Source organism: Aeromonas enterica (assembly GCF_054052465.1).
On the sequence record NZ_JBSTYL010000006.1, the window covers coordinates 80,902 to 92,941 of the forward strand.

The window sequence follows — 12,040 nt, forward strand, 5'->3', positions numbered from 1 at the left end:
TATAGATTTTGGTAGTGAGAATATTGATGAAATATAGCACCTTAGACAATCTTTCTGACTATTTTTTTTCATGTCGCAATGAGGGGGATTTTGGCGCGCAACTTGCCAAACCAAAGGATTTGATAGAGGCATATTATATACAGCACTCAAACTATGCTAGATTGGGTGAAATAGGCGGTTGGAAATTAGGTGGTTGCTCACCTGCTAGCAGGGAATTTTTTAATGTCGAAGATATATACTATGGTCCTATTTTTAAGGATAAGATCTACTCTTATAAATCAATTATTAATGCAGGCCCTTGTCAAGAAAATTTTTGGGGTGAGTTAGAAGTTGTATTTCGTTTTTCTGTGGCCATTGCTGATTATTTGGATTTTGAGGTGACTTCTGATAATGCTCAGAAATATATTATGTCTGTTTTCCCTGCAATTGAGATGCCCAGATTTATGTTTCAAGTCAGTAATGATAGCCTCGCCATGATTATTGCTGATCAGTGCGTCTCTGGTGGGCTAGTCCTTGGTAATGAAGTGTTTTTTAATAAAGATATACTAAGTTCCACAGCTAATATTTTAGCGACTCTGGTCAGCGCACAGGACGATATATTGGATGGTGAATCCCGCGACATTATTGGTGGGCCATTTAATGCATTTTGCGATTTCCTTAAATTAGCACAGCAACATAAGTTAAATTTATGTCCTGGGCAGTATATTTCAACTGGTGCTTTTTCAACGTGTAAGAGATTGCCATTTAATTCACTGCTGCAAGCTGATTTTGGTGCGTTAGGAAATTTTGAATTCTCGATTAACACTTAGAAAACCTTTAAAGATAATTTAAATTAATATTTTTGAAATGATTCTTAACTGTTCGCTTGGTTTCATCTCTGGGAACAAGGGCAGCGTAATAGCACTGGTATAAAAAAACTCTGTATCTGATAGCTTTAAGGGATGATTTTTCTGATGCCAGGGCTGGTTATAGATCGGCATATAGTGGACATTGGCGCCTATGTCATTTTCGCGCAGTCGCTGGAACAGGGCGCTGCGCTGTTCGGGTGCTACATGATGCACATAGAGATGAAATGCACTGCGCCGCTCTGCATTGAAATAACTGGATAACAGTTCAGGGGCCAGCGCTTCAAAGTAACGATGGGCGATCTCGCTGCGCTTGGCGATCCAGGCTTCAAGATTGCTCATCTGGCTCAACCCCAGCGCCGCCTGGATATCCGTCATACGGTAGTTGAAGCCGAGCATCTGTTGCTCGTAGTACCAGGGGCCGTCCGGTTCGTTGATGAAGTCTTCCGGTTCACGGGTGATGCCATGGCTGCGCAGCATGCGCATGGTTTTGGCTAGCGCCGGATCATTGGTCATGGCCATGCCGCCTTCGCCGGTGGTGATGATTTTCACCGGATGGAAGCTGAAGACTGTGATGTCGCTGTAGCGGCCATTGCCGGTCGGTTCGCCGTGATAGCGGGCGCCGAGGGCGTGGCAGGCATCTTCTATGATGCGAAAACCGTACTCCTGGCCCAGACGGTGGATCTCTTTCATATCGCAGGGCAAGCCTGCGAAGTGTACCGGAATGACCACCTTGGGCAGGCGTCCTTGCGCCTTGGCGACAATCAGTTTGCGCTCCAGCTCCAGTGCGCACATGTTGCCGGTATCCGGTTCTATGTCTACGAAGTCGACCTGAGCACCGCAATAGAGTGCACAATTGGCCGAAGCGACGAAGCTAATGGGGGAGGTCCAGACCCAGTCCCCCGGGCCGACACCCAGAGCCAGACAAGCGATGTGCAGAGCGGCGGTGCCGGAGTTGACGGCAACCCCGAAGCTGGCGCCGCAGTAATCGGCGACCGCCTGCTCGAAACGGGGCACGACCGGGCCCTGCGTCAGAAAGTCTGACCTTAACACCTCGACTACCGCCTCGATATCCGCTTCGCTGATCGACTGCCTGCCGTACGGGATCATTCCATTACCACCTTGTCATTCAACGCTTTCAGTTGCGCCACCGTCAGGAAGTCGCTGTTGTTGCGTGAGTTGTACTCGAATCCCTGTTCGACCATGCATCCCTTCTCGCCTGTCGCCGTGACCGAGAAGTCATTGTTGCGATTGTTGAAGTTGATGGTGGGGCCGATGATGAAGAAGTCGTCGAACTCGAAGGTATGATAGGAGTCATCGGATGGGCACATTACCTCATGCAGCTTCTCGCCCGGACGAATACCGATAATTTCCTGAGTCAGCTGGGGCGCCATGGCGGTAGCCAGGTCAGTAATACGCACCGAAGGCAGCTTGGGCACGAAAATCTCTCCCCCTTTCATGCGCGGGAAGTTGTTCATCACAAAATCCACACCCTGCTGCAGGGTGATCCAGAAGCGGGTCATCTCGGCATGGGTGATGGGGAGTGTTCCAGCACCCTGGTCGATCCGTTTCTGGAAGAAGGGGACGACTGACCCACGTGATCCCACCACGTTGCCGTAGCGCACGACCGCGAAGCGGGTCGGATCCTGGCCTGCGATGTTGTTGGCGGCGACGAACAGCTTGTCGGAAGCCAGCTTGGTGGCGCCATACAGGTTGATGGGGTTGGCGGCTTTGTCGGTGGAGAGGGCGATTACCTTCTTGACCTGATTGAGCAGGGCGGCCTGGATAACGTTCTCTGCGCCATGGATGTTGGTCTTGATGCACTCCATGGGGTTGTATTCGGCGGCAGGCACCTGCTTGAGTGCGGCCGCATGCACGACGTAATCAACGCCGCGCATCGCCATGGTGAGCCGGTTGGCGTCTCGCACGTCGCCGATGAAATAACGCATGCAGGGTTCGTTGAATTCCTGTTGCATCTCGAACTGCTTCAATTCGTCGCGGGAGTAGATGATGAGCCGCTTCGGCTTGTAGCGTTCCAGCACTGTCTTGACCAGCATCTTGCCAAACGAGCCAGTGCCGCCGGTAATCAATAGGGTTTTATTGTCGAACATGACGGATTCTCGCTAGTGATGCCAAGAGGAAAGCAATAAATGTGCCTTGAGCCAGTTTAGCCGAAAAGAGCTGCAAGCAGTTCTGCATGATGCCAGTTTTATTCCACTCTGCGTGAAGTAACTAGATGATTCATAGAGAAATCCAACCCAGCTCAAACAACTTTATGCGATTTTGGGTGCTTTAACAAAAAGCGGAACACCCGGTTCCGTTTTTTTGACGCTTAGCTGGAGAGCAGCACCCTGGCCGAGTTGGCCGGGATGGTCAGTTGCACCTGTCCCTGTACCACTTCGTACTTGTCGCCGTTGAAGGCATCGGTGAAGCGGCTGGCGGGGCTGGCGGTCTGCCACAGGGGCAGCTTGATGGTGCGCGGTTCAGTCGGATGGCGGTTGCAGGCAACTACCACCTGATCGCTTTGCAGAGTACGGGCGAACACATAGCTGTGCGGGCCGGCGTAGAGGGTCTGGATGTCGCCGCGGCGCAGGGCTGGCCGCTGCTTGCGGATCTGGATCAGCCGGCGGTAGTGATCGTGCAGCACGTGATCCCAGGCCGTAGTCTCCCAGGGGAAGCAGCGACGGCAGTCCGGGTCGTTGCCACCCGACAGCCCCACCTCGTCACCGTAGTAGATGGACGGCACACCTATATAGGTGAGCAGCAGGGTGGCGGCCAGGGCCATGCGCTGCTTGTCTTCGCCCAGCAGGTGGAGGAAGCGGGCGGTGTCGTGACTGTCCAGCAGGTTGAACTGGGCCAGCTGGTTCTTGAACGGGATATGGGCCCGCGCCAGCTTGAGCCAGCGATCCAGCTCTTCGGCGCTGATCTTGATGGGGTGGTAGGCGATGTCCTGCCCCGCGAGGAAGGCGCGGATCGGGTGGGCGAAGCCATAGTAGTTCATGGCGCCATCCTCCTGATCCCCTTGCAGCCACTGACTTGCCTCGAAGAAGTGTTCACCGAGCACATAGGCGTCCGGGTTCTCCTGCTTCACCGCCCCGCGAATGGCACGCACATGGCTACGGTTACCCTCGGCGGTGCCGCGCTCCCCCAGCATGTGGATGACGTCAAAACGCCAGCCGTCGATCTGATAGGGGGCGCGCATCCAGTAACGGAGGATGGCGTCGTCGGCCCGATAGACGGCGTCCTGCACCTTTTCGCAGGAGAAGTCGAGCTTGGGCAGGCTGCGAATGCCCTTCCAGCTGACGTAATCCCCCTCGTTGTCAAAGGTGTAGAAGCTGCGCCACGGGGAGTCCGGGTTGCTGTTGGCCCCCAGCGGCGGGCAGAACCAGGGGTGCTGGGTCGAGGTGTGGTTGACCACCGCATCGAGGATGATCTTCATGCCGCGCTGGTGCAGATTGCGGGTCAGCTCGGCGAACTGCTCGTTGCTGCCGAGGTGGGCATCCACCTTGAAGTAGTCCTGGGTGTCGTACTTGTGGTTGCTCGGCGAATCGAAGATGGGGTTGAGGTAGAGCGCCGTCACCCCGAGAGATTGCAGGTAGTGCAGCTTGGCATCGATGCCAGCCAGATCGCCGCCATAGAATTCGCAGGCGCCGTGGCCCTCTTCATGGCGACTGACCGGTTCGCCCCACGCCTTGCTGATCACCGCCTTGCCACGGTACTCATACTCGTGATGCTTGACGCTGAGGGACGGATCGCCGTTGCAGAAGCGGTCGGGGAAGATCTGGTAGAACACCTGATCCTGCACCCAGGCCGGTGGCTGGTGCAGACTGTTGAAGCGAAAATGCTGCTCCCGTGGCGGCATGGACGCGCTGACGCCCGCCCCGTGCAGCCACCACTGCGACTCGTCGGTGAGGCACTTGAAGCAATAGAGGTGGATATCCTGCCCCTTGCCAAGCGGCAGGGTAGCCTGCCACACCTGCAGCCGGTCGCGGGTCGAGACCGCCGTCATCGGGATCAGGTACTCCTCGTTATCCGGCTCGTGGCGCAGCCACACCTCGCGGATCGGGGCGTCCAGTTCGGTGAACAGGGTCAGTTGCAGTGCGTCGGCGCTCTCTTTGAACCAGGGCGCCACCTGGGGATGAAACAGAAACGGATGGGTCATGATGCTTATTGAGTCAGAAGATCGGCGAGGGCGTTACCCTGTTCGTGGAGCGTTTCGAGCTGGCCTGCCAGCGACTTGGGATCCAGTCCCAACTGGTCGGCGAGCGGTTTGGGGAAGCGGGCGATGATGGCCTGGGCAGGCACGCCCGCATTCCAGGCGAAGGAGATAAACACGGCGAGGCGGATCAGCACCGCCTCCTTGCTGACCGGATCGTGGGAGAGCGGGTCAAGCTGCTGGGAGATAGCATCGACGAAGGCCTCGGAGAGGTTCCAGCGCCGCGCCAGCTCGGCGCCGAGCTGAGCATAGTCGTAGCCCAGCATCTCCCGCTGAGCCTCGACCCGGCTGCTGCCGTTTTGGATCGCCATGTTGATGAGCTCGGCCTCTTCCGGCAAGGTGCTCTGGATGAGCAGCTCGCCGATGTTGTGGATCAGGGCGCAGGTGAAGGCGGTCTCGGGATCGAGCACCTTGGCCTCTTGAGCCAGGGTCTTGGCGATGGTGGCAACCTGGAAGGTCTCGGTCCAGAACTTGTTCTTGTCGAAGCTGGGGGGGGCTTTGAAGCTGCCGATGATGCCGGAGGCGACCACCACGGAACGCAGCCGGTTGAAACCGAGGCGGATCACCGCCTGTTCAATGGAGGTGACCTCATTGCCGCGGCGCAAGGCGGCCGAGTTGGCCATCCGCAGCACCTTGACGCTGATCACCTGGTCCATGGCGATCTTGGCCGCGATCTCGTCGATGCGGGCATTTTCATCATTGAAGCTCTGCATCAACTCATGCAGCAGCTGCGGGATAGTGGGGAGTTGTTTGATCTTGTCAAACAGACGATCCATCGACATGGCTGAGGCAGCCTCCATTGCGAACACTGCCTCATATTGTGCCACAGGCGGGACACATGTTCCTGTTTGTGATGTCGGTTTGTGAGCCCTAGAGCACCCAGTCACGCAGGGTGTATTCCAAACGGTGCCGTTTCCCCTGCAGGATCAGGGTCTGGGTGGTGCCGCTCAGTGTGGCCCCTTCGGTCAGCGTGGTGATGACGGCTTGCTCGATGACGTCGAGTTGAGCCTGACAGGCCATCTCGGTACTGCCCAGGCTGGTGACCCAGAATCTGTCGTCCTCGAGGTGCCCTTGGCCAAAGTAGCGATTGCAACCGGCGATACCGTTGACGGTGAAGTGCTCACCTATCTCGAGGTCGGGCGGGTTGTCGCGAGAGGCTGTGATGGCCTGGCCATCCAGCTTGTCGAGCACCCAATGATGGTGTTGCAAGTCTTGCTGGACGAACGAGGGAGTACTGCTGCAAGCGCTGAGCAGGATCAGTGCGAGCAACAGTAGCAAGAATCTGGGCATGGAAGGGCTCCAATAGTGGGAGCGACAAGCATACCGCCTGCGCAGCCCCTGGGGCAGGGTGAGGGGGGCCGCCCCCGACCGCTTCTGTCGCCCTGCTGGTCAGCCCGGTGTCGTTAAATGGCAACACTTGCGAGCTGGCGGGATACGTTCGATGCCCAAAAGATGACCTGACACCTCGTCGCTCTGTGTCAGCGGTTGAACAGGCGTTCGGCGTAACGGGCAAGTCCTGCTGCCACCGAGCCGAAGTCATCACCCCCCTCAAGCGGAATCGTGGGCAACTTCTGACGAATGAAGGCGGCGATGAGCGGTGAGCGGGCGCTGCCGCCGGTGACGAAGATACGATCCGGCTGTACCCCGGCGGCAGCAATGGCTTGGTCCATCAGCTCGCCAATCTTCTCCAGTAGCAGGGCCGAGGCATTGGCCAGCTGCTCGCGATTGAGCTCAGCCTCCAGTCCCTTTTCCAGCTCGCTCAGAGACTGATGATTCGATTCTTGCTCCGAGAGGGCGATCTTGCTCTGCTCGGCGCGCCACACCAGCTGGTGGCTTAGCTTGTGGGCCCGCAGGTTGGCGAGGCGACCCAGCTTGCTGCCTGGCTGGCTGTCGAGCTGCAGATCCTGCAGCTGACGGGCGGTATCCAGGCTGTAGAAGCGGCCCTGGGCACTGACGTCGTTGATGGCGGCCGCATCCCAGAACAGCGGGTGGGGCAGTGGCTTGCCGGTCTTGAGGGTTTCGTGCATGCCGAGCAGCGGCATCATGCCTTCTACCGTCAGCCGAATGTCGAAGTCGTTACCGCCGATGCGCTGGCCGCTGTGGCCGAGCAGATCGCCGCTGCGATCCAGCTGGTCACGATAACTCGGGCCCATGCGCAGCATGGAGCAGTCCGTGGTGCCGCCGCCGATATCCACCACCAGCACGACGGCGTCTTCATCCAGCCGTGCCTCGAACTCGAAACCGGCCGCCACGGGTTCATAGAGGAACTCCACCTGCTCGAACCCGGCCAGACGGGCCGCCTCGGTCAGGATGGCGATGGCTTGCTGGTTGCTTTCTTCCCCGGCCAGTCCCTGGAAGTTGACCGGGCGGCCGATCACGGCGCGACGCACCTGAGTGCCGAGCTGCTGCTCCGCCTGGCGGCGTACGTGCAGCATCATGGCGCAGACGATGTCTTCGAACAGCGCGATCTGGGGGGCCTTGAGGCCGTAGGCGCCGAGGAAGGATTTCGGCGACTTGATGTAGTAGCCGTCGTCTGGCTCCTCCAGATAGCGTTCCAGCGCTGCGGCACCGAAGCTGAGCTCGTCGATCAGCCCCTCTTCCCGCATCTGGCGGCGCACGGCCTGGGCCCGGGTGACCACCGGGCCGCGCAGCTTGAGGTATACCGCCTGCTGGGCAGGTGCCAGCCCTTCGGCCAGCAGGCCGGCGATGGCATCTCTGTGTGGCGCGTGCAGCGTGGAGGGGAGATAGCGGGAACCGCACAGGGTCAGCAGCCTGGGGCTGCCTTGTTCCATCACGGCGACGGCACAGTTGGAGGTACCGTAATCAAATCCGATAAACATGGGCAGCCAGACTCCTGAATAAAAAAGGGCTGGTAGCCTACCCGATGGCGTCGGGTCTCACAACCCGGCGCCATGGTTATTGCGGCCGCAGGGGAGAATTGCATGACGAAGAGCAGGTCTGCGTACAAAACAGAGGGAGTGGCTCCCTCTGTCGTTCATGGCTGCGGGTGCGAGAGGATTACTCCACCTCGTTGTCGCTGCGGCCCTGGCCTTCGATGGCCTTGAGGTTGCCGAGGGTGGTATCGGCGATGGCGTGCAGCGCTTCGCGGGTCAGGAAGGCCTGATGGCCGGTAAACAGCACGTTGTGGCAGGCGGAGAGGCGACGGAACACATCATCCGTGATCACCTCGTTGGACTTGTCGGCGAAGAAGAGATCTTCCTCTTCCTCATAGACGTCCAGTCCCAGCGCACCGATGCGGGAGGTCTTGAGCGCCTCGATGGCGGCATTGGAGTCGAGCAGGCCGCCCCGGCTGGTGTTGATGATCATCACTCCATCCTTCATCTTGGCGAACGCCTCCTTGTTCAGCAGGTGGTAGTTCTCCTTGAACAGCGGGCAGTGCAGGCTGATGACGTCGGACTGGCGGAACAGGGTGTCGAGATCCACGTATTTGGCCCCCAGCTCGATGGCCGCCTGGTTCGGATAGGGGTCACTCACCAGCAGACGCATGCCGAAGCCCTTGAGGATGCGCAGGGTGGCGATGCCTATCTTGCCGGTGCCGATAATGCCGGCGGTGCGGCCGTGCATGTTGAAGCCGACCAAGCCTTCCAGCGAGAAGTTGGCATCGCGGGTGCGTTGATAGGCCTTATGGATGCGGCGGTTGAGGGTCATCATCAGCCCCACCGCGTGTTCGGCGACGGCTTCGGGGGAGTAGGCGGGCACCCGTACCACTTTCAACCCCAGCTCCTTGGCGGCGACCAGATCCACGTTGTTGTAACCGGCGCAGCGCAGAGCGATCACCTTGGTGCCGTTGGCGGCCAGCTCGGTCAGCACCTCGCGGTCGGCATCGTCATTGACGAACAGGCACACCACGGGGAAGCCGTGGGCCAGCCGGGCTGTCTTGGCCTCCAGCCGCACGTCGAAGAACTCCAGCGCATAGCCGTACTGGCTGTTGGCCTGGTTGAAGTGCTCTTTGTCATAGCTCTTGGTACTGAAAACGGCGACTTTCATGGTGCGCTCTCCGCAAATAATAATGTAGTTAAATTACAACAAATAAAACGCTTCATCACGGCTTAAATGGCGACATTTCAGCCCCACGGCATGATGGGAACTGCGCTCACCGCGCTTTTATACGAGCCATCCACCAATTTGGTGCTGTAGGTCAGATAGACCAGGGCATTGCGCTTTTCGTCGTAAAAACGCACCACTTTCTGCTCCTTGAACACCAGCGAGGTGCTGACGTCGAACACCTCTTCCCCCGCCTTCAACTTGGCAGGCAGGGTGATGGGGCCAATCTGGTGGCACGACAGTGAGGCGTGGGAAGGGTCTTCCGCCAGCCCCAGCCCGCCCTTGACGCCGCCGGTCTTGGGGCGCGCCAGATAGCAGGCAACGCCCGCGATGCGGGGGTCATCGAACGCCTCCACCAGGATCTTGTGGTTGGGGCCCACCAGCTTGAAGGCGGTGCTCACCTCACCTATGGGATCGGCCTTGTCGGCCAGGGCCGGGCCGGCGAGCAGGGCCCCCAGCAGCAGGGGCAGGACAGGACGAAGCCTGTTACTGAGCGTGTGGCGGTATGACATTGTCTCTCCTGTTGGTCTCCCTCAGTAGGGAATGCCCAGACGACGATAGAGGCTGGCCAGCACCCAGGCGGGGCCGATCAGCAGAAATTGCAGGTCGGCGAGGAAGGAGGGGCGTTTGCCCTCGATCCTGTGACCGACGAACTGGGCTATCCAGAGCAGCCCGAAACCGGCAAGGGCGGGCCAGAGCAAATGCCCCTGCCACAGCTGACAGAGCGCCAGCCCCAGCGCGGTCAGCCCCGCCATCCCCACAAACAGTGGGAACGACAGCCGCAGATAGAAGGCCAGCATAGGGATGGCCGCCAGCGCTGCCCAGTTGAGCGAGGGCGGCAGCGGGCCGGCCGGCAGACACCAGAGTAGCGCCAGCGAGCAGAGGTAGATGCCGGGCACGGCCAGCTTGTGAATTGCCACATTGACGGGGTGCTGGTGGCTCTGGCCGTAGTCGCTGAACCATTCATCTAGTCGTTTCATGGCACCTCCCTGGTGCTGCGGGTTGAAACTGGTTGGGCTCGCCGATTCCCTGCGGGCCCGTGGTCTCCTGCCGGGGCGGGCAATCCCCATCATGTGAGAGCCGCAAGAGAGCCGTTATTTTCCCTGTTGCGTTGGATAGTCCCAATATTGGGCCGGAATGCTCCTGAGCAAAGGGGTCATGTCCGGATTGGGTAGCGAAATAGTGATCCGCTGGTTCAGATTGGCACTGGCGAGGGCCTCACGGACCTTGGGATTATCGCGGAAGAACGTCATGAAGCTGCCGTCGGCATAGGCGCGTTCCAGCCCGGTCTGGATCGCCTTGGCCAGCTTGGGTGATTCCGGACTGACGAAGAAGAACTCGGCGAAGGGGTAGCGGATCAGCAGGTGCTGATCGATGACCAGATTGGGATATTGCGCCACCAGTTCGCTGCGTTCGGCGAAAATTTCCACCAGATTACGCGGGAAGAAGTCGAGCTTGTCGCCGTCGTTGATCAGGCGAAACAGGCTGCTGTAGCGCCCGGAATAGGTAGGGATGCCGGCATTTTCCAGGATCTTGTTGTCGGCCCAGCCCACCCCTTGGGCCGCCTTCAGCCGCTTGAGATCCGCCAGCGAGTTGACCTGATTGAACTTTTCCTGGGCATCGCCGTGGATGAACGACAGCCGCAATCCTTCCAGACCGCGAAACAGCGGGATGGGGACCGCGATGAGGGAGGATTCGAGTGCGCTGGAGGTACCCATCCAGAACACGTTGATGGTCTTACCTTTGCTCAGCTGTTGCTGCAGGCTGTACTGGTTGAGGTTGAGCTCCACCTGCTGGATGCGAAATGGCTGTCCGGAATGAGTCAGCGCCAGTTCCAACAGTTTGAGCTGGTATTCCTTGTCGAGATCGTTGATCGGTCGGCTGGGGACCTTGACCGTGAGGGTCTGTGCTTGTGCCAGCAACGGCAGACACAAGCACAGTTTGAGGAACCATTTCACTCTCTGTTCTCCTGTAGATTCCGGGCTTGCCCGGAGTCTAACAGAACTTGTCACTCTCTTGTGCGACGCCGTGATCAGGGCTCATGTGCAGGGTTGGGTTCGCATTTATCAACATAAACGCCGGTTCCTGCACTGCACCTTGCTGACGACTTATCACAACCGGCGAGTGACGGTTCTTCGAAGAATCAGGCGACGCGACGATACACGTGGGTATCGTTGAATTCCTTGGTACTCTGGCATTCGACGCAGAAGCGGGACTCAGGGCGAGCCTGTAGCCGCTTGAGGGAGATCTCGTCACCGCAGGATTCGCAGTAACCAAACTCTCCTTCGCCGATGCGCTTCAATGCCCCTCTCAGCTTGCGCAGATGCAGCTTGTCATGCTCGATGCGGTTCAGCTCCAGACGACGGGCTTCCTCGATACTGGCACGGTCAATTTCATCTGCCATCTCGTTGGTATCGGTGGCGATGGCCTGGCTGGCCTGGGAGTTGAGACGATCCTCGAGTTCGAGGATCTGGCGCTCGATCTGCCCCTTGTAAAAGGCCAGTTGGTCTTTAGTCATGAAATCACACATACGGTTTACTACCAGTCAGTTACTAACCCAATTATCCCTGTTTATGGGGGCTGTCTGCCTGCAGACCAAGCCCTGTGTCCTGCATTTGCACCAAATCCAAGCAAGAGAGTGCAAATCAGGGCGGGCCTTGTACCAAAAAAATGCAGGCATGCAAAGCAAATGGGGCAAAGATTGTGCGCCCTTGCAAGAAAATGACCCGATTCGGACAGGGTCTGACTGAGAACATGGGGATCCCGTGTCCTCATTGGCATTGGGATTGCAGTGAGCCGTGGGTGAGCCAGGGTGTTTAGTATTTGGTGTCGCCATGGTCATTATATGCACCGTTATTTATAGTTTTTTAAACACCACCGCTTGACATCGGCCTTGCTGGCGGGCTTTTATGGT

Annotated in this window: 12 protein-coding genes; 1 reads left to right on the forward strand and 11 read right to left on the reverse strand. The window is 58.2% G+C overall.

What is annotated here, in order from left to right:
- The first annotated feature begins 26 nt into the window (after positions 1-26).
- The gene (locus ACW5XD_RS08980; protein WP_456494602.1) at positions 27-809 is read left to right on the forward strand and encodes a hypothetical protein; all 783 of its coding nucleotides are present in this window, start codon (positions 27-29) and stop codon (positions 807-809) included.
- Between the two features lie 18 nt (positions 810-827).
- Here ACW5XD_RS08980 and pseC read toward each other — a convergent pair whose 3' ends face one another.
- The 11 genes from pseC to ACW5XD_RS09035 all read right to left on the reverse strand — a co-directional run bounded on the left by pseC (position 828) and on the right by ACW5XD_RS09035 (position 11,656).
- Positions 828-1,955 carry a UDP-4-amino-4,6-dideoxy-N-acetyl-beta-L-altrosamine transaminase gene (pseC, locus tag ACW5XD_RS08985; protein ID WP_456494603.1) on the reverse strand — a complete coding sequence of 376 codons (1,128 nt, stop codon included), beginning with the start codon at positions 1,953-1,955 and terminating at the stop codon, positions 828-830.
- A complete protein-coding gene (pseB, locus tag ACW5XD_RS08990) occupies positions 1,952-2,956 on the reverse strand; it encodes a UDP-N-acetylglucosamine 4,6-dehydratase (inverting) (protein ID WP_456494604.1) in 1,005 nt (334 codons plus the stop codon). The genes pseC and pseB overlap by 4 nt, the downstream gene beginning before the upstream one ends.
- 221 nt (positions 2,957-3,177) lie before the next feature.
- The gene (gene malZ, locus ACW5XD_RS08995) at positions 3,178-5,007 is read right to left on the reverse strand and encodes a maltodextrin glucosidase (RefSeq protein WP_456494605.1); all 1,830 of its coding nucleotides are present in this window, start codon (positions 5,005-5,007) and stop codon (positions 3,178-3,180) included.
- Positions 5,008-5,012: 5 nt separating this feature from the next.
- Complete coding sequence (locus tag ACW5XD_RS09000; RefSeq protein ID WP_456494606.1) at positions 5,013-5,861, reverse strand: HDOD domain-containing protein; 849 nt, start codon at positions 5,859-5,861, stop codon at positions 5,013-5,015.
- A gap of 70 nt (positions 5,862-5,931) precedes the next feature.
- The gene (locus tag ACW5XD_RS09005; RefSeq protein ID WP_456494607.1) at positions 5,932-6,351 is read right to left on the reverse strand and encodes an META domain-containing protein; all 420 of its coding nucleotides are present in this window, start codon (positions 6,349-6,351) and stop codon (positions 5,932-5,934) included.
- A gap of 188 nt (positions 6,352-6,539) precedes the next feature.
- Positions 6,540-7,901 carry a molecular chaperone gene (yegD, locus tag ACW5XD_RS09010; RefSeq protein WP_456494608.1) on the reverse strand — a complete coding sequence of 454 codons (1,362 nt, stop codon included), beginning with the start codon at positions 7,899-7,901 and terminating at the stop codon, positions 6,540-6,542.
- A 178-nt stretch (positions 7,902-8,079) separates the two neighbouring features.
- Positions 8,080-9,069, reverse strand: a complete 990-nt coding sequence (locus ACW5XD_RS09015; RefSeq protein WP_456494609.1) for a 2-hydroxyacid dehydrogenase — start codon at positions 9,067-9,069, stop codon at positions 8,080-8,082.
- A gap of 77 nt (positions 9,070-9,146) precedes the next feature.
- Positions 9,147-9,638, reverse strand: a complete 492-nt coding sequence (locus ACW5XD_RS09020; RefSeq protein WP_456494610.1) for a CreA family protein — start codon at positions 9,636-9,638, stop codon at positions 9,147-9,149.
- A 21-nt stretch (positions 9,639-9,659) separates the two neighbouring features.
- Positions 9,660-10,106: an Mpo1 family 2-hydroxy fatty acid dioxygenase gene (locus tag ACW5XD_RS09025; RefSeq protein ID WP_456494611.1), complete on the reverse strand. Its 447-nt coding sequence runs from the start codon at positions 10,104-10,106 to the stop codon at positions 9,660-9,662.
- Positions 10,107-10,220: 114 nt separating this feature from the next.
- On the reverse strand, positions 10,221-11,084 hold the full coding sequence (locus ACW5XD_RS09030; RefSeq protein ID WP_456494612.1) for a hypothetical protein: 864 nt from the start codon (positions 11,082-11,084) through the stop codon (positions 10,221-10,223).
- 185 nt (positions 11,085-11,269) lie between these two features.
- Positions 11,270-11,656, reverse strand: coding sequence for a TraR/DksA family transcriptional regulator (locus ACW5XD_RS09035; protein ID WP_042870327.1), 387 nt, complete (start codon positions 11,654-11,656; stop codon positions 11,270-11,272).
- Positions 11,657-12,040: the final 384 nt, after the last annotated feature.

Excerpts from the sequence above, each read along its gene's own strand:
- malZ (WP_456494605.1), bottom strand. The coding sequence starts at position 5,007 with ATGACCCATCCGTTTCTGTTTCATCCCCAGGTGGCGCCCTGGTTCAAA.
- ACW5XD_RS09015 (WP_456494609.1), bottom strand. The coding sequence starts at position 9,069 with ATGAAAGTCGCCGTTTTCAGTACCAAGAGCTATGACAAAGAGCACTTC.
- ACW5XD_RS08980 (WP_456494602.1), top strand. The coding sequence starts at position 27 with ATGAAATATAGCACCTTAGACAATCTTTCTGACTATTTTTTTTCATGT.
- ACW5XD_RS09005 (WP_456494607.1), bottom strand. The coding sequence starts at position 6,351 with ATGCCCAGATTCTTGCTACTGTTGCTCGCACTGATCCTGCTCAGCGCT.
- yegD (WP_456494608.1), bottom strand. The coding sequence starts at position 7,901 with ATGTTTATCGGATTTGATTACGGTACCTCCAACTGTGCCGTCGCCGTG.
- ACW5XD_RS09000 (WP_456494606.1), bottom strand. The coding sequence starts at position 5,861 with ATGGAGGCTGCCTCAGCCATGTCGATGGATCGTCTGTTTGACAAGATC.
- pseB (WP_456494604.1), bottom strand. The coding sequence starts at position 2,956 with ATGTTCGACAATAAAACCCTATTGATTACCGGCGGCACTGGCTCGTTT.
- ACW5XD_RS09025 (WP_456494611.1), bottom strand. The coding sequence starts at position 10,106 with ATGAAACGACTAGATGAATGGTTCAGCGACTACGGCCAGAGCCACCAG.
- ACW5XD_RS09020 (WP_456494610.1), bottom strand. The coding sequence starts at position 9,638 with ATGTCATACCGCCACACGCTCAGTAACAGGCTTCGTCCTGTCCTGCCC.
- ACW5XD_RS09035 (WP_042870327.1), bottom strand. The coding sequence starts at position 11,656 with ATGTGTGATTTCATGACTAAAGACCAACTGGCCTTTTACAAGGGGCAG.
- pseC (WP_456494603.1), bottom strand. The coding sequence starts at position 1,955 with ATGATCCCGTACGGCAGGCAGTCGATCAGCGAAGCGGATATCGAGGCG.